Genomic DNA, 24,784 nt, shown 5'->3' with positions numbered 1-24,784 from the left:
GACTATGATTGAGTATGAAGTTTATATCCCAATAAAAGGAAACCCAAATGCAAATTAACGGAAAAGAGATATTTGAGAAAGGTGCTCTTATGTGTCATCTAAGTCGAATGGCTTCTTTGGAATATCAAGTTGATCATTTGATTCATCCCGCGGTTGAATATTACGAAAGCCCATTGGAAATGATAGAATTTCTATATACCGAATGCAAGAACGCTTTATTGGAGCAATTTAAATTTTGCTTCCTGCCATATGAGAGAGATGCACTAAGAGAACTTTTGGAGCTCATAGATAGATACTTTAAAGATCAAAGCTTGCTAGAAGGAGATACTTACGATTATCTAGTCTATCAGAACAAATCCTGGATAGAGGTCAGGGAGCTCGCTTTGAAGACCTTGCATATTTTCGGATACAAGCCATATAGCTTTAACTATGATTAGACCCGGATTGAACCTGGCAGAATGAAATTTATCGTATATATCTTTACTCTGCTACTATGCCTAAGCGCTTGGGCTTTGCTTGGTTATATACGGTAAAATAAGACCGATGCCGCGTAAGCAAACAGCTTTATTTCGGGCGCACTTATGTTGCGCTGCATCATACCGCGCGCCGTAACGATACATCTAACGCCGCTAGACCGTGCTTTAGCTGCTACGTCGCGATGCGCTCTATCGCTGCGCCTTAAATCCTTGCGCCCGAGTCGCCTAGATCATCTTTCCGACGAGTTTTTCTTTAAATTCCTTGTAAATTTCAGGCCCCGCGTGTTTGTATTCGCTCGTCAGCTTATTGTGAAATTCCGCCATATCGCCGCCGCTTTCGCGGTATAGCTTGATCGCGTTTCGCCTTACGGCACCGTCTTTTAGGTCGCTATCGTAGGTGATGCTCGCGTATCGCGTCCGCGCGTCGTCCTTGATCTCGCGGTAGGCCTCGCAGCCTTTGGCTCTGCCGAGCTTTGCGACGCACGCGCCGTAAAGGGCTTGCAGGCTCACGCACTGTGGGATCAGCGCCTTCGCCGCGGCAAGGTCTGCTTTGACGATTTTAGAATTTGCGGCTTTTTGTTCCTGTTGTGCGGCTTTTGACTCCTGCTTTGCGGCTTTTATACCTTGCTTTTGAGCCTTTGGCTCACATTTCGCAGTTTTTGGCTCCTGCTTTGTAGCTTCCGACTCCGCTTTTTGGGCTTTTTTCTCTGCCGCGCCGTTTGCTTTGCCTTGCTTTGCGTTCGTCCCTGCGGCATGCGAGGCTAGACTGATCTTTTCAAATTTAGGATTTTTGCGGTAGTTTAGATTGTTAAAGAATTCTATCACGTCGTCGTAAAATTTATCGTTGCTGACGATGCCGATCTTGCCCTCGGCTCCGCAGAGCTTACCCATCAAAAACACGATGATCTTATCGGCGAAATCCTTTCTTTGCTTACCGATCGTAAAGACCTCGCCTATGCTAACGCCCATCTTGGATAGGCGCGCAAGGGTTAAGGCGCCGATCTTTTTGGCGGTGTTGGAGACTATATTTAGCTCGTCGCCCTCTTTGAGATTTACGACGTCGAATATATTATCGACGTCGATATTTTCGTCGTCTATGATAAAGTGCGTCAAAGTTTTTCCTTTAAATTAAATTTCAATGCCCGCGCTCGCGCAAATTTCATCTCTAAAGCGCGCGAAAGGCCTCATTGCGGGCTGATTTTGCAGATGCTTGCCGATGGGTTTTTGCATCCACGTCATATCATACCAGCGGCCGAATTTATAGGCGAGGCGCAGCGCTCGAATCTGCCGACGAAGCGAAAGCCCATGCGCTTGTGAAATCGCACGCTCGCGTCGTTTAGATATTCGTCATCCCCGCAAGCGATGCAAGCGTTCATATCTACGATATTTTGAGCCCTAAGCGCGCGCTGTAGCGCCTCGTAGAGCAGCCTGCCGATGCCCAAAGCGCGCACGTTTCGCGACACGTAAACCGAGCACTCCGCTGACCAATCGTATGCCGCGCGCTCTTTGAAAACCGAAGCGTAGGCATAGCCGAGGATTTGATTCGGTTTTAAATTTACGCCGCTTTGCTTTGGCGCGGCGTTTGTGCGATCTCGCGCTTCGTCTGCGGGCGAAATTCACTCTCTGCGCCCGCCGCGCTCGCAGAAATTTTAAAATTTTCATTCCGTTCGTCGTCCGCGCATGCCGCCTCATCGCTTACGTAAGCGAGTAGATAGGGGTATCTTTGCAGCGTCTGCTCGATGCGCTCCGCAAATTCCGCGGCGCTGGGCACGTCGTATTCGAAGCTGATCGCCGTTTGCTTTACGTAAGGCGCGTAAATTTCAAGCAGCGCCTCTGCATCTTGCGGCGTTGCGAGCCGCAGTTTTATCAGCACCCGGTCTCCTTTAAATTTAGCCGTTTTTGCATAATTTCAGTTTTAAGCTTATCTAAATTGGCCGCCGCGACCGGCTTTTAAATTTAGCGGGAATTTTATCTCGCGCGCAAAACGGCTAAATTTCAGAGGCATGTTTGAGCGCGTAAATTTTAAAATTTAACCCGCGCCGTTTATTCGCTAAAAAGTCGCCAAAACTCGGGCGCAAATTTCGTCGGCGTAAATTCTATGATCTCGTATTTTGCGACGCCGTTTTGAAAGAACGGATCTTGCGCGATGATCTCATCAAGCTCCGCGCAGTCTTTGGCATTGATTAAGATGATGCCGCCGGTGCGAGGGACTTTGCGCCCCGAGCAGATAAATTTATCCGCCGCGAAAAATTTATCTAAAAACGTGTTGTGCTCGTTGATGAAGCGATCGATTTCGCTAATTTCTTTAACGTAAGTGAGGTTTGCAATAAACATTTTGATCCTTTGTGAGATTTAAAGCGCGATTTTAGCATAAAATTCCAACGGATAAAATTCCCGCCGGAATTTTCGTGCGCTACGTTATAAAAAATATCGGCGAAATTCCGATTATCGCGCACGCAACTGCTGCGCAACGAAGTTTTATCGCAGCAAGCGCGCAGATGTTTGCGAGCGCGAAAAGAAGCGGCGGAATTTGCGCCTGAAAGCTCGGCAAAGTAAAGTTTAAAAACGCAAGCAGCGGCGTATCGAGCGCGCCGCCGAGCCCGAATAGATGCAAAAAGATACTCAGCGGATAAAAGATTACAAACACGTATCCTAGAGGCATTACGCTAAGCTGCTGCAACGAAGCGGTCGGGAAGAAATAATAGACCGCCGCGTTCATGCTGAGCCAAACGTAGAGGTTAAAAAGTATGACGTTCTGCCAGAGCTTAAATTTAGGCGCGAAATGGTGCAGGTAGAGGAAAATATACAGCACGCCGAGGCAGGAGAAATAAAATCCGATCGAAAAGGCTAGTTTTGGGAAAAACGCGAGCAAAAGCGCGACGGTGAGAAAAAGGTTCGTAAATTTAAGTACGTAGAAATTTCGCATCGCGAGGTAAAACCCCACGCAGCACATCGCAAGCGAGCGCAGAAAGCTCGGCGTAAAGTCAAGCACGAAGAGATATCCGCTCATAAGCACGATCACAAAGACGCTAAGATCGCGCTTGGCGCTGCGATACGGAAAGTAGCGATCTTGAAAATAGCGGTAAATCGGCATTGCGAGCAGAAAGACAGTGCTAAAGATGATGCCCAGATGAAAGCCGCTTATGGAAATGATGTGCGCTATGCCCCAGTTCGTCACGCTAGCGCGCAGCGGTTTTGAAATTTCGGTCGCAAAATACAGCGCGGAGTAAAGATCTGCCGTCATCTCATCTTTGTGCTGAGCGCGAACGAAGCTTATTGCGCGCCATTTTGCTCCAGAGGGCGCGGTCTCAGCTGAAATTTTAAAATTTGGCGCGTAAAAGCGCTGCTTTAAAAAATCTAAAAATTTTACGTTTTTGGTTACGATGCCGATATTTACGCGCGCGAAGCGGTGAAATTCCCGCTCGAGCCCAGCAGTCGTGTAGAGTGTGAAATCCGCCGTTTTGAGCTTTAGCACCGTGTAGGTGCGGCCGCGCTCGTTCGTTTTGGCGTAGGCGTTTAAAATTTGCGCGTCGTAAAAGGCGTAGTTTTTCTCGCGGAATTCTCTAAATTCATAAAATTTTAGACCCAAGTTTAGCGATAAAATTCCAAGCAAAATAAGCAGAAAGTATAAAATTTCACGTTTGCGGTAAAAGAGTTGAAGCTTCACGGACGGTTTCTAAGTTCGCAGTTCGCGCGACGGAATTTCAAAAGCTCGCGCGCGGCGAAATTTTAAAATTTCAAGTCTCTATGCCGCACCGTTTCGTAAAAACCGGGCGGCGCGGCATAAAATTTAGCCTTAGCACGAATAATTCGTCGCAAACTCAAACGGCGTAGGGCGTGCCTCGTAAGGCCAAACCTGAGTTTCAAATTTAAAATGCTGATAGGTCTCGATAAAAAGCTCGCTCATTATCGGACGCAGATACTCATTATCGCGGATCACCGCCTCTAGGCTGCCGCGAAGCGTGTGCGGAAGCTGCTCGATGCCACGCTCGCGAATTTCATCCAGGTGCAGTTTGAATAAATTCTCATCCATCGGCCCGACTGGCTCGGTTTTGTTTTTGATGCCGTCGATTCCCGCCATCAGCATCGCCGCGAACGCCAAGTACGGGCACGCGGTGCTATCGGGGAAGCGCATCTCCGCGCGCACGGAGTTCTCGCCGCTGCCGTAAGGGATGCGGATCGAAGCGGAGCGGTTTTGGCTCGAATAAGTTAGAATTGACGGCGCCTCAAAGCCCGGGATTAGGCGCTTATAGCTGTTGGTGCTCGGGTTTGTAAACGCCGCGACGCTGCGCGCATGCTTTAGCACGCCACCGATGTACCACCTCGCCGCGTCGCTTAAATTTGCGTAGTTGCCCTTTTTGTAAAAGGTATTTTTGCCCTTTTTCCAGATCGATTGGTGCACGTGCATTCCGCTGCCGTTGTCGCCGTAGAGCGGCTTTGGCATAAAGGTCGCGGTCTTGCCGTTTAGGTGCGCGACCATCTTTACGACGTATTTGTATTTTTGCACGTTGTCGGCAGCCTCGACGAGAGTGCCGTATTTGACGCCGATCTCGCCCTGGCCTTGCGCTACTTCGTGGTGGCAGATGAAGGTCTCAAGCCCGATCTGTTCTAGCACTTTTAGCATCTCGGCGCGCAGATCGACCATCGAATCGACGGGCTGGACTGGGAAGTAGCCGCCCTTTACGCCCGGGCGGTGGCCGCTATTAAAGCCGTCTTTGTAGTTTTTGCCGCTGTTCCAATGCCCCTCTTCGGTATCTACCTTAAACATCGCGCAGTTCATATCGTCGATGATCTTTACGTCGTCGAAAACGAAAAATTCATTCTCCGGCCCGAAATAGCAGGTATCTCCAAGACCCGTGGTTTGCAGAAACTGTTCGGCTTTTTTGGCGATCGAGCGCGGGCATTTTTCGTAAAGCTCGTTTTTGTAGATGTCGTAAACGTCGCAGATGACGATGATCGTCACGTCCGCGGTGAACGGATCTAAAAACGCCGTTTGCACGTCGGGCTTTAGCATCATATCGGATTTATCGATCGGCTGCCACGCCGCTACCGAGCTCGCGTCAAATGGAATTCCGTCGGCGAAGTCCTTCGGCAAGCGCTTGTAGTTGTAAGCGACGTGGTGCCAGGTACCTTTTAGATCGGTAAATCTAAAATCGACGAACTCGACCTCGTTCTCATCGCAAAATTTAAAAAATTCCTTCACGTCATTAACAAATTTTCCCATATTTTTTCCTTTTTTCCGCCCGTATTCGGGCTAAATTTAATGGCGGATTTTAACATTATTTAGTTGAAATTCGACTTTATCTGCGCGCCGTTTTGCGCGCCGCGATTTTTAAAATTTCTCGCCGCCAAGGCTTTTGAAATTTTCACGCCACTGAAGATTTTGAAATTTTAAAATTTCTTGCCGTCCGCGCCTTTTTAAATTTAAAGGCGACCGCCGTAAATTTACGCCAGACTTACAAACTGCCGCTCGCGATTTTTGAAAACGGCGATCCGCTCGTAGCCGAACTCGCGCGCTTTGGCGTAAATTTTATCGTAGTTTAGCGCCACTTGAGCTACCGAGTGCGCATCCGAGCCAAGCGTGATCGGCATGTTTGCATCCGCTAGCATAGCCAAAAGCGCGTCGCTTGGATAAATTTCATTTGCGGGCTTGCGAAGCCCCGCGGAGTTTAGCTCTACGACGATGCCGCTTTTTTTGATCGCATTTATCGCGCCGCCTGCTAAAACTCTGATGTCTTTTTTCGGAGTAAATTTAAAAATTTTAATCAGATCCATATGCCCTAAAATGTCGAATTTGCCGCTTCTGCACAGTGCGCAGATCAGCGCAAAGTATTCGCGATAAACGTCGTCTATCTCGCGCCCGCTCCACTGATCTAAAAATTCCTCATTATCAAAGCCCCAGTTGTTTAAAAAATGCACCGAGCCGATGAGATAATCGACCTCGCGCGCGAAAATCCGCTCATCCATTAGCTCCCGTTTCGTCATAAAATCGACTTCATATCCGAGCCGCACGTCGATCCGCCCGCTAAACTCGTCCCGCAGATCCCTAATCATCCGCTCATAAAGCTCCATCTGCTCGAAGCTCATTCGGTATTTTTGATCGAAGTTCATCGGCGCGTGATCCGCGAAGCCGAAAATTTCTATGCCTCGTGCGATCGCCGCTTCCAGATACTGCCGCGGCTCGCCGCTAGCGTGGTTGCAAAGATAGGTGTGGTTGTGTAGATCGGCTCGCATCAACTGCTCCTTAAATAAAATTTTGGCTAAATTGTAGTAAAATCGCGCTTAAAAAATCACTAGGAATGTATTTGAAAAAACCCGAACTCTTAGCTCCTGCTGGGAATTTAACGAAACTAAAAATAGCCCTAGCTTACGGCGCGGACGCCGTGTATGCAAGCACCGGCTCATTTTCGCTGCGCCAGCGAAGCGCGAAGGAATTTAGCAAGGAAAGCTTTGCGCAGGGCGTCGCATACGCGCACGAGCGCGGCAAGAAGCTCTACGCGACCGTAAACGGCTTTGCGACCAACGGTCAGCTAGGAAACATCAAAAGGCATTTGGAATTTCTTCGCGACCTGCGCGTGGATGGAATTTTAATCGCCACTTTGGGCGTTGCGAGCCTCGCGCGAGCCGTAGCTCCAGAAATTCCGATTCACGTCTCTACCCAAGCTAACGTGCTAAATTATCTGGATGCGCAGGTTTGGGCGGAGCTGGGCGCCGTTCGCATCGTAGCAGCGCGCGAAATGACGCTCAAAGACGCCGTAGAGATCAAAGATAAAATTCCAAACTTAGAAATTGAAATTTTCGTGCACGGCTCGATGTGTTTCGCATACAGCGGGCGCTGTCTTGTTAGCGCGGTGCAAAGCGGGCGCTTCAGCAACCGCGGAAGCTGCGCGAACGACTGCAGATTTAACTACGAGCTTTACGCGAAAAACCCCGAAACCAGCGCGCTTTTCCGCTTGCAAGAGCGCGAAGGGGAGGGCACTTTCGTAATGAACGCGAAGGATCTTAGCCTCATTTCGCACGTGCAAAAGATCATGCAAACGGGCGCGATCGACAGCTTCAAAATCGAAGGGCGCACTAAGAGCGAATACTACGTCGCGTGCGCCACGAATGCTTATCGCGCGGCGATCGACGATGCTGCGAGCGATAAATTTGAGGCCGGCGTTTACGAGCGCGAGATTGCGACGCTTAAAAACCGCGGCTTTAGCGACGGATATTTGATAAAGCGCCCGTACGAGCGAGAGGATACGCAAAATTTAGACCGCAGTATCGAGCTTGGCACGCATCAGGTCTGTGCGATTTCGCAAGACGGCGAGTTTATAAGCGTCAAGGATAAAATTTTGCCCGGCGAGAGCTATGAAATTTTTGCTCCGCGCGGCCTTAAAATTTGCGCTTGCGATAATGAGATCGGCGAAATTTTTGAGCTTGACGGCAAGCCGTATTTAAAATTTAAGAGGCTGCAAAGTCGCAGCGGTAAGGAATTTAGCGAGATTCACAGCGGCAATCTAAATGAGATTAAACTGCCTGCGAAGCTCGCGGAGTTTTGCTTTTTAAGAAAGGAGATAGAATGAAATTTGTTTCTATAATAATGGGCTCAAAGAGCGATTATGAGGTCGTTTACGAGGCGGCTAAAATTTTAAACGAATTTGGCGTAGCGTACGAGATGATCGTATCTTCGGCGCACCGAAGCCCCGCCCGCACGGCAAAATACGTCGCGGACGCCGAGAAAAAGGGCGCGCAGGTTTTTATCTGCGCGGCGGGCATGGCGGCGCATCTTGCGGGCGCGGTCGCTGCGAATACGACCAAGCCGGTGCTTGGCGTTCCGCTCGGCGGTAGCGCGCTTGGCGGCGTAGATGCGCTGTATTCGACCGTGCAGATGCCTGCGGGTATCCCCGTCGCGACGCTTGCGATCGGCAAGGCGGGCGCAAAAAACGCGGCGTATCTGGCGGTGCAAATTTTAGCTCTAAACGACGAGGTGCTAAGCTCGAAGCTAAAGGCGGATCGCGCGGCAAAAGCGGAGGCGCTAAAAAAAGACTCTGAGCAGATCGAAGTGCTGCTTGAAGATTAATCTATGAAAATTTTAAAATTGCGCGAGAGCTTTGAAATTTGCGGCTTAAAGACTCGCACGAATAACGCAGATGAGACGAGCGGGCGAGGGGTGATCGCAAATTTGTGGGGCGAGTTTTTAAAATTTAACGCTAGCAGAAGCAGCGCCGAGAAAAGTGAAATTTATGCTGCGTATTACGACTATGAAAACGGCGCGCAGGGCGAATACTCCGTGCTAATAGGCACTTGCCCGGAGGAGGGACACCATAAAGAAAGCCACGACGAAGCTTGCAAATCCGCAAATCAGTGCTGTAAAAATGAGCGCGATGAAACCTGCGATAAATTACGTATCGAAGCGGGCGATTACGCGGTTTTTGATTTTGCGAACGAGCCTACGAGAGTAGGCGAATGCTCGGCTGAAATTTTGAAAAATTTAAGAGCTGCGAAGAGCCTTTGAGGCAGGCTTTGAAAAGCGCTTTGGAAGATAAAATTTAAATTTACATATCGATAAAAGGATAAAAATGACGTTTTCACAGATTATTTTGACGCTTCAAAATTACTGGCACGAGCAGGGCTGCTTGCTCGTTCAGCCCTACGATATGCCTGCGGGCGCAGGCACCTATCATCAGGCTACCTTTTTGCGTAGCCTAGGAAGCAAACCTTGGCGCGCGGCATACGTAGCACCCTCGCGTCGCCCAACAGACGGGCGCTACGGCGAAAACCCAAACCGTTTGGGCGCGTATTATCAGTTTCAGGTGATCTTAAAGCCGAGCCCGGATAATATCCAAGAGCTCTATCTAAAAAGCTTGGAAAAGCTGGGGCTGGATCTTAAAAGCCACGATATCCGCTTCGTAGAAGATAACTGGGAGAGCCCGACGCTTGGAGCCTGGGGGCTTGGCTGGGAGGTTTGGCTGGATGGCATGGAGGTGACGCAGTTTACCTATTTTCAGCAGGTAGGCGGCATCACGTGCGAGCTAATTAGCGGCGAGATCACCTACGGACTTGAGCGCTTGGCGATGTATCTGCAAAACAAAGACGATGTTTACGACATTGTCTGGGACGACAAGGCGGGGCTAGTAACCTACGGTGACGTGCATAAAAGGGGCGAGTTCGAGTTTAGCAAATACAACTTCGAGCTCGCGGACACCGCGATGCTTTTTAATCAGTTTGAAAACTGCTTCGGCGAGTGCAAAAGCATCCTAAAGCACGGCCTGGCGCTTCCCGCGTATGATTACTGCATGCTCGCGGCGCACACGTTCAACGTCCTTGACGCGCGCGGAGCGATCTCGGTCACGCAGAGGCAGGATTATATTTTAAAGATCCGCGATCTTGCCAAAAACTGCGCGCTTTGCTATGCAGATCCGCAAAAATACGTCGCCGAGCTGGACACCGCAAATAAAACAGATAAAAGCGCAAAGTAGGATTTATGAAAACGGGCGAAATTTATGAAATTTTAAACGCCGCCGCGCCTTTTTGCGACGCGGAGGCGTGGGATAATAGCGGGCTAATGCTCGGAAACTTGGATGATGAAATTTCAAAAATCTATCTAAGCCTCGACGTTACTAGCGAGCTGGTGCGCGAGGCGGAGGCGGGCTCGCTTTTCGTGGTGCACCACCCGCTGATTTTCAGCCCGCTAAAATCGCTTGATCCGCGGCTCTATCCTGCAAATTTGATCTATGAGATGATCCGCAAAAACATCTCACTCATCGCGATGCATACGAACTTTGACAAGCACGTTTTAAACGGGTTCGTAGCGCGCGAAATTTTAAAATTTGAAATTACGGATGAGCGGGAATTTTTAGTTTTCATGCGCGCGGATTTGAGCTTTGAGGCTCTGTGCGCGGATATAAAACGCAAGCTTGGCATCGAGCATCTGCGCGCCGTAAAGACGAAAAATTTCATCCGAAATATCGCGCTTTGTACCGGCAGTGGAAGCGAACTCAATCAAAGCTTGGGCGTGGATTGCTTCATCACGGGCGATATAAAATATCACGCGGCACTTCAAAATTTAGAAAACGGCGTGAGTTTGATCGACATAAATCATTTTGAAAGTGAGCGCTATTTTGGGCGCGCGCTCGCACCTTTCTTGCAAAAAAGCGAAATTGAAGTTATAATAAGCGAGCAAAAAAATCCATTTACGTATTATTAAAGGAAGAAGATGAACAAATATTTAAGCCAATTGGTAGAGCTTTGCGAATTCGATAAGCAGCTGGACGGATTTAAGCCTAAAATCGAGGCTGCACAGGAGAAGCTGAGTAAAAAAAGCACTGAAATAAACGGCGCAAAAGAACAGATCGAAACTCTAAATGCGGAGATCGCCGAGCTAAAATCTCAAATTTTACAAGCAAACACGCAACTTAGCGCCTTTTCGTCCAAGCTAAAAAGCACGGGCAAAAAAAGCGGCGCGGCAAAAACCGAAAAGGAGATCAAAGCCCTTAGCGTCGAAGAGGACATCGCAAAAGAGCAGCTCGAAGCCACAAACGAGGAGATCGAAAGGCTAGAAAAGATCGTAGCCGCAAAGGAGGCGCTCGTAAAAGAGCAGAGCGAAAAGCAAGAGGCGTTTGAAGCCGAGCTAAAAAGCTTGCAAGAGCAGGTGAGCGCCGAGATGGGCGAGGTCGAGGTCGCTCGCGGCGCGATCTACGCCAAGCGCGATAAGCTAATGCAGGCGATGAACCCAAAAACCGTCTCATTCTACGAAAAGATCCGCAAATGGGCGGGCAATACGGCGGTCTCGCCGGTGCGCAAACAGGCCTGCTACGGCTGCTTTATGCGCATAAGCGACAAGACCTATTCCGCGGTCATCAAAAGCGACGACATCGTAACCTGCCCGTATTGCGGCAGAATTTTATATAAAGAAGCCGAGTGATCTACACCGCCTTGGCGTTTTTGGCGTGGCTCGTCGCTGCGCCTTTTATTTTTATCCTAAGCTTTAAAAAAAAATACCGCACGAGCCTGAAGGCGCGATTTTTTCTATACAAAAACCCTAAATTTAGCCTCGCTGCAGTGCATTTTCACGCTTGCAGCCTGGGCGAGGTAAACGCTCTTGCGCCGCTAATTTCTAAATTTGAGAGCGTCGCGCTTAGCACGACCACGCAGACGGGCTTTGATGCGGCATGCGCGCTCACGCTGAACTCTCGCTATCTGCCGTTTGAAAACTGGCTTCCATTTTGGCTTACGGGCAGCCGCGTGCTGGTGATTTTTGAAGCGGAGCTGTGGCTAAATTTGATACGTTCCGCCAAGGCGCGCGGAAGCTACGTAATCCTGCTAAACGCGCGCATTAGCGACCGCTCTTACGCGAGCTATCTGCGCTTTAAGTTTTACTATCGCAAGGTGTTTGAAAATATAGATCTGGTGCTTGCGCAGAGCGAGCTTGATGCGGCGCGGCTGCGGGAGCTCGGCGCAAAAAATATAAAGGTCGCCGGCAATGTGAAAAGCGCAAATATCGCCGTTGCGACGAAGGACTATTCTGCCGCGTCCGCAAATAACTTCGTGCTTACGATCTCAAACACCCACGAGGGTGAAGAGGAGCTCATTTTATCGAATTTAAACGATTTTATAAAATTTCGCAGTTCGCAGAGTGCTCTCGAAAAATACCCATACGCAGCGGGTGTCCATGGTGATAAAAGCTTGCCTGTGGCCGAGCTTCATGGCGAGACGGGCTCGCTTGAGCCGGTAAATTTAAACGTAGCTTCTTTGGATGCGGCGAGCTCAAGCGACGCTTCGTCCGCCGTGCCGAATACGGCGCCTTTAAACGGTGCGTCTTTAAATTTTGCTGCACTGAATACGGCAGCCTCGACTGCCGCGCCGCAAAAGCTAAAAATCATCCTGGCGCCGAGACATCCGGAGCGCTTTGAAAAGGTACGTGGAATTTGTGAGATTTGGGCGCGCGAGCATGGGCTTAGCTTTGAGCGGTTTAGCGACGGCGCGGGACTTCGGAGCGATTTTATCTTGCTCGACGCCTTCGGGGAGCTAGCGAACTTTTATAAAATTTCAAACGTCGTGATCTTGGGCGGCAGTTTTTTGCGCAATATCGGCGGACATAGCCCGATTGAGGCGGCGAGCTTCGGCGTGCCGATCATCAGCGGGCGATTTTTTCATAATCAAAAGGCGCTGTACGCGCTCGTACAAAACATCGCTCTGTGCGACGCGAACGAAATTTCAAACGCTTTAAAAGAGCCGCTAAAGGGCACGCGGATAGATAAAATTTGCGATCTGCAAGAGATAGAAAATTTAATCAAGGAAAGAATTTAATGCAAGAAAAAGCCTACAAACTGCTGGCGGCGCAGGAAAACATCTCGCACAATGAAGCCAAAGCCCTCATCGACGCGGGGCTTGTGAGCGCGCGCGGCGCAAAGATCGCTCTAGCGCGCGAGATGCTCGGCGAAAATACTAAATTTAGCGTGATGAAGCCCGCAAAACCCGCGATCATTTACGAGGATGAGAACGTTTTGGCGGTCAATAAGCCGCCCTTTATGAGCAGCGAAAATTTGGAAAAAATCTATAAATTCGGCCTTCTAAACCGCCTGGATAAGGAAACCAGCGGCGTCGTGCTATTGTATAAGAACGAGGAATTTCGTGAGGCAGCGATTGCAGAGTTTAAAAATTTGCGCGTGAAGAAAAGCTACATCGCGATCGTGAAGGGGATCGTGAGCGAAGAGATGAAATTTGGCGAGCCGATTTTGACGATAAAGACCCGAAGCGGTGCGTTTTCTAAAATTTCGCCAAACGGCAAGAGCGCATTTAGCGAGGTTTATCCGCTGATGGTAAGCGGCAAAAAATCGCTCGTGAAAGTACGGATCGAGACGGGCAGGACGCATCAGATCCGCGTGCATCTAGCAAATGCGGGATTCGGCGTAATAGGCGATGAAAAATACGCTAAAAGCCGCGCAAAACGGATGTTTCTGCACTCATACGAGACTGAAATTTTAGGGCTTAAATTTAAAGCTCCGCTTGATAAAAGCTTCAACGAATTCAGCTTTGAAATTCCTAAGGATCTCTGATATTCAATGGCTTTTAAGTTAATTTTAGGTAACATCGCAAGTTTAAAAATTTTATAAGGGATCAAAGTGTTTGAGATCATAAGCGAGTCGTTTAAAAACGCGGTCAATAAATTAAAAACAATCGATGACGAAAAAGCTTTAAAAAACGCCTTGGAGACGCTAAAAAAGGCGCTTTTAAAGGCCGACGTGCACCACAAAGTCGTAAAGGATTTTTTGGCGCTTGTCGAAGCCGATCTTCGTATCGGTACGATAGGGCAGAAGCCGTTTTTGCAGTCCATCAAGACAAATTTGACTAAAATTTTAACGGCGCCTAGAGGCAGCAGCCAGGGATTTGTATTCGCTAGCACGCCTCCTACGGTAGCTTTGATGACGGGACTTCAAGGAAGCGGAAAATCTACAAGCGCGATAAAACTCGCGAACTATCTGAAACTTCGTAAAAAAAAGGTCTTGGTCGCAGCCTGCGACTTGCAGCGCCTAGCGGCGGTCGAGCAGCTCCGTCAGCTATGCGAGGCTAACGAGATCGAGCTGTTTTTTATCGAGGGCGAGAGTGATCCGCTAAAGGTTGCGGAAAAAGCGCTAAGCAAGGCTAAGAGCGGGCTTTATGACGTACTGCTCGTAGATACGGCGGGACGTCTCGCGATCGATGAGGCGCTTATGGCACAGCTTGCGGAGATGAAAAAAGCTCTAAATCCGCATGAAATTTTTTACGTAGCGGACGCTATGAGCGGTCAAGACGGTATTAAAACTGCCGCTAAATTTGATGAAATTTTAGGGCTAACGGGCGTGATCTTAAGCAAATTTGATGCCGATACCAAAGGCGGCGTAGCTCTTGGTATCGCGCAGCAGCTGAGTATCCCGCTTCGCTTTATCGGAACCGGCGAGAAGGTGGCCGATCTGGAGGGCTTTATACCCGATAGAATCACCGGCCGCATTATGGGCGAGGGCGATTTAGCGACGCTGGCCGAGAAAACAAGCGCCGTTTTTGACGAAAGAGAAGCTAAGGCTCTGAACAAAAAGATTAAAAAAGGCGAGTTTAATTTTAACGATTTCGTAAATCAGCTCGAAAGCGTGAAAAAGCTCGGCAATATGAAAAATTTAATCGGCATGATCCCTGGGCTTTCCGGTATGGCGAATAAGATAAAAGATATCGATTTGGAAAACTCAAAAGAGATACTTCATATCAAAGCGATGATAAATTCTATGACGCCGAAAGAGCGCGAAAATCCCGATCTGCTAAATAATTCGCGCAAGCGCAGACTTGCTGCTGGCGCAGGGCTTTCGCAAGTGGAGGTGAACCACTTTTTAAAGCAGTTCGCGGGTGCTTCGAAGCTTGCGAAGAAATTTTCGGGCAAGGGCGGTATGCAGGGGCTTGCCTCGATCGCTCAAAGGCAAAATTTACCGAGATAGCCTCTCGGTAGAGTTTGCAGATGTTTAAGTTTTAGCCATCTGCAAGTTCTAAAACTTACAAAAATTTAAGGAGAAAAAATGGCAACAGTTGTTAGGCTTACAAGAATCGGAAGAAAGAAGCAGCCTTTTTACCGCATCGTGGTAACGGATAGCAGGAAAAGACGCGATGGCGGCTTTATCGAGACGATCGGTTTTTACAATCCGCTAAAAGATAGCGATAATATCAAATTCGACGCGGAGCGTTTGGCATACTGGAAGAGCGTAGGTGCGAAGTTAAGCGATAGAGTCGCTCAAATCACAAGCAAATAAAATGGTAGAAAATTTTATAAAAGAATACGCAAAGTTGATCGCCGACTATCCGCAGTCCGTTTCTACGCAAAAGCGGGTCGGTGAAAACTTTACCGAGATCATCGTCTATGCCGACAAGGCCGATACAGGCAAACTCATCGGCAAGGACGGCAAAATGATAAACGCCATAAAGACCGTCATCATCGGCTACAAAGCAAAAGATCCGATCAATTATAAAATTACCGTCAAAGCAAAAGATGCCTGATGATCTTTTAGAGGTCGCAAAGCTCGGTCGGACTATCGGCCTAAAGGGCGCGGTTAAAATTTTCGATCGTAGCGACTTTCCCTCTCAGTTTAAAAAAGGCGCCAAATTTTATCTGCGAAACGGCGAAATTTTAGAAATTCTATCCTTCAACGGCGCAAACTTTAGCGCTATTTTTAAAAATTACGAAAGCGTAGAAGCGGCGGCAAATTTAACCAATCAAATCATTTACCGAAGCAAAGAGGACACGCGGAAATTTTGCAAATTGCAAAAGGGCGAGTTCTTTTACTTCGATATTATCGGGCTTGAAATTTATGAAGACGGCGCGATTTTGGGGCGCGTAAAGGACATATCGCAGATCGGAAGCGGCTATCTTTTTGAGATAGAAACGGATGAAAGCTTAATCTCGCAGGCTTTGCCGAAAGAATTTTTCATCCCCTACGTGGACGCCTATGTGAAAGAAATTTCGCTTAACGAGCGTAAAATTTTTACTCAAAATGCGCGCGCGATTTTGGAAAACTCATGAATTTTATCTTCATTTCGCTGTTTGAAAATCTCATCGCGCCGTATTTTGAGGACTCGATTTTAAAGCGCGCGGTCGATAAGAAAATAATCTCGACGCATTTTTTTAACCCGCGAAATTTCACGGCGAATCGCTACAAAAAAGTAGATGATTATATGATCGGCGGCGGCGCGGGGCTTTTGATCGGCACGGAGCCGCTGGCCGGGACTATAGAACACGTAAGAGCTAAATTTAAAAACACGAAGTTTATCTATCTCTCGCCCGCTGGTAAAAAATTTAACCAAAACGATGCCAAGCGCCTAAGCGGCAAAGAGAGCCTGTGCTTTATCTGCGGGCGCTACGAGGGGATCGATGAGCGCATAGTCGAAAGATATGTAGATGAAATTTTTTGCATCGGCGATTTCATCCTTACCGGCGGCGAGCTCGGCGCGCTTTGCATGTGCGATGCGATAAGCCGCAACATAAAGGGCGTTTTAGGCAACGAAAGCTCGCTCGTCGAAGAAAGCTTCGAAGGCGGAATTTTAGAGGCGCCCGCATTTACAAAGCCTGATGTTTTTGAAAATTTACCTATAGTTTCAGAGTTTTTAAAGGGTAATCACGCTAAAATGCATAGCTTAAAAAATCAAATGGCGCTATGCAAAACGAGGTTCTTCCGCCCGGATATGTACCGAAAGATCGCCAGAAATAAAGGAAATTTATGAAAAACAAGTATATCCAAGCGTTTGAGGACGCTCAGATCACAAGCAAAAGTGTGCCTGATTTCCGTGCTGGTGACACCTTAAAGGTAGCCATTAGGATCAAAGAGGGCGATAAGAGCAGAATTCAAAATTTTGAAGGTACCTGCATTGCGCGCCGCGGAAACGGCGTAAGCGAGACCTTTATCATCCGCAAGATCGGCGCAAATAGCGTCGGCGTAGAGAGAATTTTCCCGATCTACAGCGAGAGTATCGAAAGCATCGAGGTTCTAAGAAAAGGACGCGTTCGCCGCGCGAAGCTATTTTACCTACGCGACAGACGCGGTAAAGCGGCTAAAATCAAAGAGCTTCGAAAATAGTCCTTTAAATTTACGCTTCCCAATTCAAAAGGAAGCTCTTTTTATAATGCGCGAGATTTTAAAAGATTTCGCGCAAAATCTACTCGCATTAAATCTAAAATTTTACAACTTTTCCATTAAAATTTTTAATTCTAAACTGCCTAAAAATCGTCTTTTTCGATAGAAAAAGATAAAATATATCCTGATTTTATTTGCGTTTAAAAATATTACTATAAAATGCAAATTTTAATTTAGAAAGCTCGCGCTAAATTCTAGGATTCGGCCGAGCAAAATTTATTCAGTAAAGAGCGAGATGTGATTTTTTTAGGCATTGACGTAGGATCAACCACTGTTAAAACGGTAGTTTTAAACGAAAAATATGAAATTTTAAGCAAGAGCTACGAGCGGCATCTAGCAAAGCCCAAAGAGCTGGTGCTGGATAAAATTTTGCAAATTCAAAAAAGCTACGCAGGCGAGCGATTCAGCGTCGCCATAGCGGGTTCTGCGGGTATGGGCATCGCCAAAAATTGCAAAATTCCGTTCGTCCAAGAGGTTTTCGCTACCTCGCTCGGCGTCAAGCGGATGTTTCCGAAGACCGATGTCGTCATCGAGCTCGGCGGCGAGGATGCTAAAATTTTATTTCTCACGGGCGGACTTGAGGAGCGGATGAACGGCTCGTGCGCGGGCGGCACCGGTGCATTTATCGATCAGATGACCAACCTTTTGCATCTGGATATCACGGAGCTCGATCGTCTAAGCTTTGCGGCGAATAAAATTTACCCGATCGCCTCACGCTGTGGCGTGTTTGCCAAAAGCGACATTCAGCCGCTACTAAATCAGGGCGTTAGAAAAGAGGATATTTGCGCTAGTATCTACGCTGCGGTCGTCGAGCAGACGATCTCGGGGCTTGCGCAAGGTCGCGAGGTCAAGGGCAATATCCTGTTTCTAGGCGGTCCGTTGTTTTTCCTAAAAGGCCTTCAGGCGCGCTTTAAAGAGGTGCTAAAGCTTACCGACGAAACTGCGACCTTCCCCGATATTGCGCCTTACTTCGTGGCTTACGGCAGCGCGCTGTATGCAAAAGATACGGGGGAGGCGTTAAATTTAGAGGAGACGATCGCGCTTTTAAAAAAGGAGCCCGACAGGACCGCGCTGGAAGCCGAGCCGCCGCTTTTCAAAGACAGAGCGGAATTTGACGAGTTCACAGCTCGCCACGCCCGCGCAAGCGTGCCTAAGGTGGATATCCACACCTACAGCGGAGACGCGTATTTGGGCGTGGATTGCGGTAGCACTACGATCAAAGTCGTGCTTATGGGTGCAAACTACGAGCTGCTGTATAAATTTTACTCCTCCAATAAAGGCGATCCGGTCGACATCCTGTTGCCGCGACTTAAGGAGTTATACGATCTTTGTGAGGGTCGCATCAAGATCAAGGGCAGCGGCGTTACCGGATATGGCGAGGATCTCATTAAGACCGCCTTTCGCTTCGATTACGGCATCGTCGAGACGATCGCGCATTATAGCGCCGCGCGCCACTTCAATCCAAAGGTCGATTTCATCATCGACATCGGCGGGCAGGACATCAAGTGTTTCTCTATTAAAGATGGCAATATTGATTCTATCGTGCTAAATGAAGCGTGTAGCTCGGGCTGCGGCTCATTTTTACAGACCTTTTCAAATTCTTTAGGCTACGACATTAAAGATTTTGCAAGCTTAGCCCTTTTTGCGACCCATCCCGCCAAGCTTGGTAGCCGCTGCACGGTCTTTATGAACTCTTCGGTCAAGCAGGCTCAAAAGGACGGCGCTACGATCGAGGATATCAGCGCTGGACTTGCTATTAGCGTCATAAAAAATGCGATTTACAAGGTTATCCGCGTGCGAAATGCCGACGATTTGGGTCAAAACATCGTAGTGCAGGGCGGGACATTTTTAAACAACGCCGTGCTGCGCGCTTTTGAAAAAGAGCTCGGCAAGGACGTGATTCGTCTAGATATCAGCGAGCTTATGGGTGCATACGGTGCGGCGCTTTTTGCCAAAAATAACGCGAACGAGCGTACCGATATGATCAGTCGTGCAGAGCTTGAAAGCTTCACTCATCGCAGCGAATTTAGCGTCTGCAAGCTCTGTACCAATAAATGCCCGCTTACGATCAGCTACTTCGGCGATACTAAATTTGTCTCGGGCAATAAATGCGAGCGCGGCGCGGGCAAAGAGATCCGCCACGACATTACGAATTTATTTGAGTTTAAAAACGAGCTTTTGCGAAAATATCGCAAGCCGCCGAAGCAGGATGCGCCGCGGGTCGGAATTCCATTTGTTTTGAATATGTTTGAGATGATCCCATTTTGGAGTGCGTTTTTTGAAAATTTAGGCATGAGCGTCGTGCTGTCGCAAAAGCCGCGAAAAGAGACGCTGTTTTTAGCAAGCCAAAGCATCCCGAGCGACACCGTCTGCTACCCGGCTAAAAGCGTGCACGGCCACATCTACGATCTGCTAAATAAGAGCGTCGATTTTATCTTCTATCCGTGTATGAGCTACAGCCTAGATGAAAATATCAGCGAGAACTGCTACAACTGCCCCGTAGTCGCATACTATCCCGAGCTGATACGCGCGAACGTAGGCGCGCTGGAGGAGAAAAAATTCCTCTATCCGCACGTGGATCTTAACATGCAAGATTCGTTTTGCAAAACGATGCAGGCTGAGCTCGCGGACGCCGGGTATAAATTTCATTCCGACGCCGTGAAAAACGCCGTCTTGCAAGGCCTTAAGGAGCTGCAAAACTACAAAAATACCGTTTTAATAAAAGGCGAGGAGACCCTAAAAGAGATCAATGCAAGCGGCGCGCCTGCCGTCGTGCTAGCGGGTCGTCCGTATCATATCGACAAGACGATAAATCACGGCATCGATCGCTATCTAAATTCCTTGGGCTTCGTAGTTCTTAGCGAGGACGCGCTGCCGCTTAGCAGGGTGCAGACGAAGAGCCTTAATCAATGGACCTACCACGCCAGGCTTTATAGCGCGGCACGCTTCGTCTGTAAATACCCGCGCATGCAGCTGGTGCAGCTAGTCAGCTTCGGCTGCGGGATCGATGCGATCACGGGCGACGAGGTGCGCGACATACTGCGTCAAAACGGTAAAATTTACACTCAACTTAAAATCGACGAGGTTACGAACCTAGGTGCGGTCAAGATCCGCCTGCGTAGCCTAAAAGCGACTATGATAGAGCGCGAGAGGCAATGCGCGCAACAAGAAGCAAGAAAGGATGCGCGCTAATGTTTGCTAAATTTACGAAAGATATGAAAGCGACCCACACAATATTGATCCCCACAATGATCGATCCGCACTTTCGCTTTATGCAGGGGGTGCTGCGCGACGAGGGCTATAAGAGCGTCTTGCTCGGCGAAAATCGTCAAAATATCGTCGAGGAAGGGCTTCGCAGCGTGCATAACGACATGTGTTACCCCGCGCTGCTCGTCATCGGGCAGTTTATCGATGCGCTAAAAAGCGGCGAGTTCGATACGCACAAAGTAGCGCTTCTCATCAGCCAAACGGGGGGCGGCTGCAGAGCGAGCAACTACATAAATTTGCTTCGTAAAGCGCTTGAGGACAGCGGCTTTAGCTACGTCCCCGCGATCTCGTTAAATTTCGGCTCGCTAGATGAGAATGAATTTAGCCTCGGTAAAAAATCGCTTCTAAAGCTCTTTGCCGCGATATTTTACGGCGATTTGATGATGGGGTTGTATAATCAGTGCAAGCCCTACGAAAAGATCAAAAACCAAACGAATGAAATTTACGAACTCTGCGCCGAGCGGATCAAAAATTTGACCGATCAAAGATCGTTTTTCAATCTCAAGAAAAATTTCAAATTTATCCTCTCGCAGTTCGCTAAAATCGAGCGCGACGATAAGCCGCGAGTAAAAGTAGGTATCGTGGGCGAAATTTATCTCAAATACTCCCCTATCGGCAACAACGGCCTAAATGCCTACCTCATTCGCGAAAATGCCGAGCCCGTAAATACGGGACTGATGGACTTCGTGCTTACCTGCATCTACGATGCGGTCTACGACAAGCAGCTCTACGGCAAGGGCGGTGCGGCGTATTACGGCTCGCTTGCGGTCGCTAAGGTAGTGGAATTTTTCCAGCGCATGATGATTAAGCAGATGAAGCGCTTCGGATTTCGCGCGCCGAGCCCATTTAGCGAGGTTCGTGCCGCCGCTGACGGCTACATCGGTCACGGCGTGAAGATGGGCGAGGGCTGGCTGCTGACGGCGGAGATGGTCGAGTTTATGCGCCACGGTATACAAAACGTCGTGTGCGCGCAGCCCTTCGGCTGCCTGCCAAACCACATCATCGCGCGCGGAATGATCCGAAAGATCAAACAGAACTACCCGCAAGCAAACATCGCCGCTATCGACTACGACCCGGGCGCAAGCGCGGTAAATCAAGAAAACCGCATAAAGCTGATGCTTGCTAACGCAAATCGAAAGTAGTGCGCCGCATATCAAAAAGGACTTTGGAATTTTAAAATTCCAAAGCCTGCCGTAAAATTTTAAAATTTAAAAGCAAGCTCGCGATGATAGTTAAATTTTGACGCGCAAATGGCTCGCTTCCTTTCGCGAAATTTCCTCGAGATTTTGAAATTTTAAAATCTTGGCAGTTTCATTGCGCTTCTTTTGCCTCTTCCGCTCATTCCGGCTTCAGCTCTTACGAAATTCATAGTAATTTTATACAAATCCGCGTGAAATTCTACGCGCCGCCGCCATAGAATTCCATCACACAATCCCATTTTGCCACGTCATAAAATTCCACTCTCGTTAAGGCAAAATTTAATACAATCCGTCTTTAAATTTTACAAAGGAAGTTTATGAAATTTTGGATTTATGGCGCGCTTTTGGCGCTATGCTGCGCGGTTTTTAGCGGATGTGCGAGTAAGAATTTGCCGGGCTACATGCAAGGGCGCGAGCACATCGTCGCGATGAGCGCGGCGTCCGGCGGTCAGCTGCGTATGAGTGGCGAGATTTATGATTACGTATTTGATGCGAATCTTAGCGCCGTGCGCGCCAAGGTTGCGAGTCTGGCGTCGCTAAATAAAGACGCGATAAGGCGCAACGTAAGCATGCTCACGATCGACAGATACAATGAAGGCGGTGATGCCGCATATATCCAGCACGAAATCGAGCTTGTAAAATACGATCTACCGCTATCCGTGCAGGCTAAGCTGATGGACGACCCAGAGCAGCTGGAGCCAGCGTATAGTTCTACGTTTCGTTACTCTTATCTGATCGAAGGCAGATATTTTAAGCGCCTAAAAGATCACGACGAGCTACGCAGATCGCACCGCCCAGGCGTGCCAATCGAGTACCCCGCGCGTATAACGGTCGATAGCGGGATCAAAAGTGAGCGCGATGCCAAAATGGATACCGACATACAAGGACCCATCGTAATGCCGCTAATGATGCCGGTGCTGCTTTTAGGCAGTATCCTAGGCGGCTAGAATCGACTGAACCACGGAAGTGAAATTTTATTGATTTAAATTCTAAAGTAATGGCGGACAGAGAGGGATTTGAACCCTCGAGCCCCGGTTAGAAGCTGCACCCTTAGCAGGGGTGTGGTTTCGGCCACTCACCCATCTGTCCACAAAAAGAAATCGCATTATACATAACTAATCTAATAATGGGCTTAAATTAGCTCAGCTCGCAGAATTTATCACTGCGCGGATATTTGAGCTGGCGGCACAAAGAGCTATAATGAGTTAAAACATTCGGCGGAGATAATTTATACTTGCTTACACAGCTTATGCGAAACTTAAAACTTACGCGAGCTTTTAAAGTCTGTGCGAGTAAAAAATTTGCGTCCATGCGTTATTTTGCGGCAAAATTTTAAAATTTTAAATTCAGCCGGGCGCGAATTTTAAGATCCGGCTTACAAACAAAATTTCAAAACCCCGTGTAAGCGCAAAATTTTAGGATTTAGGGTTTTACGATCTGCATAATTCTGAAATTTTAAGCATATTTAAGCTTTAAAATTTTGAAAATTTCAAAGCTTAAAAATTTCAATAATTTTGGTTGCGAGGATTTTAAAATTTGGAATTTTTTAAAATTCCAAATTTTAAGATTGATGACACTCTAAGATCTCGCAAATATAAAAATCTAAGAATTCCAAAGGCTAGAAATTTTAAAATTTTAATATCAATCAGATTCTAAAACCCCGTTAGCTAAAGCCTTTAAAATTCCAAGAATTCCAAATGTGCGCGATTTATTCGCCTAGAGCTTTGTCGATGAGCTTGACGTCCTCGCTTGCGCTGCCGTCGATGACTAGGGCTTGATCGCCGCCACTTACAGCGCTTTTTCCGTTAAATTTCGCGCCCACTTCGATGCCGAAGCTTTGCGATAGCACGTCGCCTACGAGCACACCGCCGCCTAGCAGCTCGACGAGCTCGGCTTCGATATTGCCGAAAAATTTGCCGCTGATTACGATATGTTTGGCTCTAATCGAGCCGCGCGCGGTACCGTTTTTACCGATGACGACAGTATTATCGGAGATCACGTCGCCTTCGACATTGCCATCGATATGCAAAATGCACGACAGGTGCAGCTCTCCTTTGATGAGCGTGCCTGACGAGATTATTGTTGTTTGAGCGGTGTTTGCATCGCCTTTATTAAAGATTGCCATGGGACATCTTCCTCCTTAGTAAAAATTTCTTTGTAATTTTTTTCGTTCCAGTTAATAAAATTTAGCGGATCTAGCGGCAGCTGCAAAAATCTAATCTCGTAGTGCAGATGAGGTCCGGTGCTAAGTCCGGTGTTGCCGCTAAAAGCGATGAGATCGCCTTTGTTTACAAACTCTCCTACTTTGCGAGTTAAATTTGAATCCAAATGCGCATATCGTGTCGTAAAGCCGTAGTTGTGGCGGATCTCGACTAGATTGCCATAGCCAGTAGCGCCGGCGCCGCTGTATTGGATGATACCATCTGCAGGCGCGTAGATGGGTGTTTTGGGCGGCGTACGTAGATCGACGCCCGGGTGAAACTGCTTGCGCTTTAAGATGGGATGGTTGCGCCAGCCGAATTTCTCGCTGAGCTGATGAGTGCGCATGACCCTGCCATTTGGGATCTGCATAAAAATTTCTTTTATCAGCGCGTCGGAGAATTTTTCGTTGATGATCTTTTGCGCGCGCTCTTTGATCTCTTGTTCGGAAGTAGGTTTGATGTGAGATAGGCGGTCGATCGCGCGCTCATCCTCCTCAGGATCAAGCCCAAACTGATGCTCCAAATCCGAAATTTTACCCTCGATGGCTTCAAATTCCATCTGACTTGCCGCGATACCGTCGCGAAGTTTTTGATTTAGCTCGTTAAGCTCGGTTTTGGTTCGCGAAAGGCTATCGATTTTAGAGCCCAGGTACCTGATATATAGCGCACCCGTGATGAAAACGGTAAAAACAAATAGCACCAAATATAACGCGATCTTTTTGATGATTTGCGAAAGCAAAAAATTCCTAGAGCCGTTAAGGTCGGTTATGGTTATCATAAATTTGTTTTTCATAATGCGGCATTATAATGCAGCATAGCTGAAATTTCAAAAAAATTGTAGATAAATTTAAAAGCCATTTAATTTCAAAATTTCACTAAAAGATAAAATTTATTACTTAGTATAATTATAATTTAAGAAAATCTTGCTATAATTACAGCAATTTTAAATAAAGGAGACACAATGTCAAAAACAGTAAAACAACTAAACAAACTTCAGGCGGACGCTC

At 47.9% G+C, this 24,784-nt stretch carries 27 protein-coding genes and 1 tRNA gene; 18 read left to right on the top strand and 10 right to left on the bottom strand.

Features of this window, described 5'->3' with window-relative positions; genetic code table 11:
• The first annotated feature begins 89 nt into the window (after nucleotides 1–89).
• Nucleotides 90–437 carry a phytanoyl-CoA dioxygenase gene (locus Q0537_RS07035; protein ID WP_299226434.1) on the top strand — a complete coding sequence of 116 codons (348 nt, stop codon included), beginning with the start codon at nucleotides 90–92 and terminating at the stop codon, nucleotides 435–437.
• Between the two features lie 264 nt (nucleotides 438–701).
• Here Q0537_RS07035 and Q0537_RS07030 read toward each other — a convergent pair whose 3' ends face one another.
• From Q0537_RS07030 to Q0537_RS07000, 7 genes are all read right to left on the bottom strand, one after another.
• Nucleotides 702–1,589: a hypothetical protein gene (locus Q0537_RS07030; protein WP_299226432.1), complete on the bottom strand. Its 888-nt coding sequence runs from the start codon at nucleotides 1,587–1,589 to the stop codon at nucleotides 702–704.
• 122 nt (nucleotides 1,590–1,711) lie between these two features.
• The gene (locus Q0537_RS07025; RefSeq protein ID WP_299226437.1) at nucleotides 1,712–2,014 is read right to left on the bottom strand and encodes a GNAT family N-acetyltransferase; all 303 of its coding nucleotides are present in this window, start codon (nucleotides 2,012–2,014) and stop codon (nucleotides 1,712–1,714) included.
• 17 nt (nucleotides 2,015–2,031) lie between these two features.
• Nucleotides 2,032–2,349, bottom strand: coding sequence for a GNAT family N-acetyltransferase (locus Q0537_RS07020; RefSeq protein WP_299226430.1), 318 nt, complete (start codon nucleotides 2,347–2,349; stop codon nucleotides 2,032–2,034).
• Nucleotides 2,350–2,519: 170 nt separating this feature from the next.
• A complete protein-coding gene (locus Q0537_RS07015; RefSeq protein WP_299226428.1) occupies nucleotides 2,520–2,810 on the bottom strand; it encodes a YciI family protein in 291 nt (96 codons plus the stop codon).
• A gap of 79 nt (nucleotides 2,811–2,889) precedes the next feature.
• Entirely contained in the window at nucleotides 2,890–4,143 is a 1,254-nt protein-coding gene (locus Q0537_RS07010; RefSeq protein WP_299226426.1) for a ComEC/Rec2 family competence protein, read from the bottom strand.
• Between the two features lie 129 nt (nucleotides 4,144–4,272).
• The gene (glnA, locus tag Q0537_RS07005) at nucleotides 4,273–5,700 is read right to left on the bottom strand and encodes a type I glutamate--ammonia ligase (protein WP_177388609.1); all 1,428 of its coding nucleotides are present in this window, start codon (nucleotides 5,698–5,700) and stop codon (nucleotides 4,273–4,275) included.
• Between the two features lie 221 nt (nucleotides 5,701–5,921).
• The gene (locus Q0537_RS07000) at nucleotides 5,922–6,710 is read right to left on the bottom strand and encodes a histidinol-phosphatase (RefSeq protein WP_299226422.1); all 789 of its coding nucleotides are present in this window, start codon (nucleotides 6,708–6,710) and stop codon (nucleotides 5,922–5,924) included.
• A 71-nt stretch (nucleotides 6,711–6,781) separates the two neighbouring features.
• On the opposite strand from Q0537_RS07000, the gene Q0537_RS06995 reads away from it, so the two are divergent.
• The 17 genes from Q0537_RS06995 to Q0537_RS06915 all read left to right on the top strand — a co-directional run bounded on the left by Q0537_RS06995 (nucleotide 6,782) and on the right by Q0537_RS06915 (nucleotide 22,523).
• Nucleotides 6,782–8,044 carry a peptidase U32 family protein gene (locus Q0537_RS06995; RefSeq protein ID WP_299226417.1) on the top strand — a complete coding sequence of 421 codons (1,263 nt, stop codon included), beginning with the start codon at nucleotides 6,782–6,784 and terminating at the stop codon, nucleotides 8,042–8,044.
• On the top strand, nucleotides 8,041–8,541 hold the full coding sequence (gene purE / locus Q0537_RS06990; protein WP_299226414.1) for a 5-(carboxyamino)imidazole ribonucleotide mutase: 501 nt from the start codon (nucleotides 8,041–8,043) through the stop codon (nucleotides 8,539–8,541). The genes Q0537_RS06995 and purE overlap by 4 nt, the downstream gene beginning before the upstream one ends.
• Before the next feature lie 3 nt (nucleotides 8,542–8,544).
• Nucleotides 8,545–8,976, top strand: coding sequence for a GyrI-like domain-containing protein (locus Q0537_RS06985; protein WP_299226411.1), 432 nt, complete (start codon nucleotides 8,545–8,547; stop codon nucleotides 8,974–8,976).
• A gap of 64 nt (nucleotides 8,977–9,040) precedes the next feature.
• Nucleotides 9,041–9,940 (top strand): glycine--tRNA ligase subunit alpha, encoded by a 900-nt coding sequence (glyQ, locus tag Q0537_RS06980; RefSeq protein WP_297895712.1) that lies wholly within the window; start codon nucleotides 9,041–9,043, stop codon nucleotides 9,938–9,940.
• 5 nt (nucleotides 9,941–9,945) lie between these two features.
• Nucleotides 9,946–10,668, top strand: a complete 723-nt coding sequence (locus tag Q0537_RS06975; RefSeq protein ID WP_299226407.1) for a Nif3-like dinuclear metal center hexameric protein — start codon at nucleotides 9,946–9,948, stop codon at nucleotides 10,666–10,668.
• Between the two features lie 9 nt (nucleotides 10,669–10,677).
• On the top strand, nucleotides 10,678–11,385 hold the full coding sequence (locus Q0537_RS06970; protein WP_298988055.1) for a zinc ribbon domain-containing protein: 708 nt from the start codon (nucleotides 10,678–10,680) through the stop codon (nucleotides 11,383–11,385).
• A complete protein-coding gene (locus Q0537_RS06965) occupies nucleotides 11,382–12,770 on the top strand; it encodes a 3-deoxy-D-manno-octulosonic acid transferase (RefSeq protein WP_299226404.1) in 1,389 nt (462 codons plus the stop codon). The genes Q0537_RS06970 and Q0537_RS06965 overlap by 4 nt, the downstream gene beginning before the upstream one ends.
• Complete coding sequence (locus Q0537_RS06960; protein ID WP_299226400.1) at nucleotides 12,770–13,519, top strand: RluA family pseudouridine synthase; 750 nt, start codon at nucleotides 12,770–12,772, stop codon at nucleotides 13,517–13,519. Before Q0537_RS06965 ends, Q0537_RS06960 begins: the two co-directional genes overlap by 1 nt.
• Before the next feature lie 66 nt (nucleotides 13,520–13,585).
• Entirely contained in the window at nucleotides 13,586–14,926 is a 1,341-nt protein-coding gene (ffh, locus tag Q0537_RS06955) for a signal recognition particle protein (RefSeq protein ID WP_299226395.1), read from the top strand.
• Nucleotides 14,927–15,004: 78 nt separating this feature from the next.
• On the top strand, nucleotides 15,005–15,235 hold the full coding sequence (gene rpsP / locus Q0537_RS06950; RefSeq protein ID WP_005873159.1) for a 30S ribosomal protein S16: 231 nt from the start codon (nucleotides 15,005–15,007) through the stop codon (nucleotides 15,233–15,235).
• 1 nt (nucleotide 15,236) lies between these two features.
• Entirely contained in the window at nucleotides 15,237–15,479 is a 243-nt protein-coding gene (locus Q0537_RS06945; RefSeq protein ID WP_005873158.1) for a KH domain-containing protein, read from the top strand.
• Nucleotides 15,472–16,002 (top strand): ribosome maturation factor RimM, encoded by a 531-nt coding sequence (gene rimM, locus Q0537_RS06940; RefSeq protein ID WP_299226391.1) that lies wholly within the window; start codon nucleotides 15,472–15,474, stop codon nucleotides 16,000–16,002. The genes Q0537_RS06945 and rimM overlap by 8 nt, the downstream gene beginning before the upstream one ends.
• Nucleotides 15,999–16,700 carry a tRNA (guanosine(37)-N1)-methyltransferase TrmD gene (gene trmD, locus Q0537_RS06935; RefSeq protein ID WP_299226388.1) on the top strand — a complete coding sequence of 234 codons (702 nt, stop codon included), beginning with the start codon at nucleotides 15,999–16,001 and terminating at the stop codon, nucleotides 16,698–16,700. Before rimM ends, trmD begins: the two co-directional genes overlap by 4 nt.
• On the top strand, nucleotides 16,697–17,053 hold the full coding sequence (gene rplS / locus Q0537_RS06930; RefSeq protein WP_005873155.1) for a 50S ribosomal protein L19: 357 nt from the start codon (nucleotides 16,697–16,699) through the stop codon (nucleotides 17,051–17,053). Before trmD ends, rplS begins: the two co-directional genes overlap by 4 nt.
• A 294-nt stretch (nucleotides 17,054–17,347) precedes the next feature.
• A complete protein-coding gene (locus Q0537_RS06925) occupies nucleotides 17,348–20,302 on the top strand; it encodes an acyl-CoA dehydratase activase (RefSeq protein WP_299226385.1) in 2,955 nt (984 codons plus the stop codon).
• A complete protein-coding gene (locus tag Q0537_RS06920; protein ID WP_295098664.1) occupies nucleotides 20,302–21,519 on the top strand; it encodes a 2-hydroxyacyl-CoA dehydratase in 1,218 nt (405 codons plus the stop codon). Before Q0537_RS06925 ends, Q0537_RS06920 begins: the two co-directional genes overlap by 1 nt.
• A gap of 374 nt (nucleotides 21,520–21,893) precedes the next feature.
• Nucleotides 21,894–22,523: a hypothetical protein gene (locus Q0537_RS06915; RefSeq protein ID WP_299226382.1), complete on the top strand. Its 630-nt coding sequence runs from the start codon at nucleotides 21,894–21,896 to the stop codon at nucleotides 22,521–22,523.
• 51 nt (nucleotides 22,524–22,574) lie between these two features.
• Here the strand turns inward: Q0537_RS06915 and Q0537_RS06910 are convergent.
• The 3 genes from Q0537_RS06910 to Q0537_RS06900 all read right to left on the bottom strand — a co-directional run bounded on the left by Q0537_RS06910 (nucleotide 22,575) and on the right by Q0537_RS06900 (nucleotide 24,573).
• Nucleotides 22,575–22,665 (bottom strand) — tRNA-Ser (locus Q0537_RS06910).
• A 619-nt stretch (nucleotides 22,666–23,284) separates the two neighbouring features.
• Complete coding sequence (locus tag Q0537_RS06905; protein WP_005873147.1) at nucleotides 23,285–23,701, bottom strand: polymer-forming cytoskeletal protein; 417 nt, start codon at nucleotides 23,699–23,701, stop codon at nucleotides 23,285–23,287.
• Nucleotides 23,653–24,573 (bottom strand): M23 family metallopeptidase, encoded by a 921-nt coding sequence (locus Q0537_RS06900; protein ID WP_314521096.1) that lies wholly within the window; start codon nucleotides 24,571–24,573, stop codon nucleotides 23,653–23,655. The genes Q0537_RS06905 and Q0537_RS06900 overlap by 49 nt, the downstream gene beginning before the upstream one ends.
• Nucleotides 24,574–24,784: the final 211 nt, after the last annotated feature.

It is taken from the genome of uncultured Campylobacter sp. (assembly GCF_938017775.1).
Taxonomy (GTDB): Bacteria; Campylobacterota; Campylobacteria; order Campylobacterales; family Campylobacteraceae; genus Campylobacter_B.
Note: the sequence above shows the minus strand (reverse complement) of the source record. Positions and strands in the feature narration are given on the sequence as shown.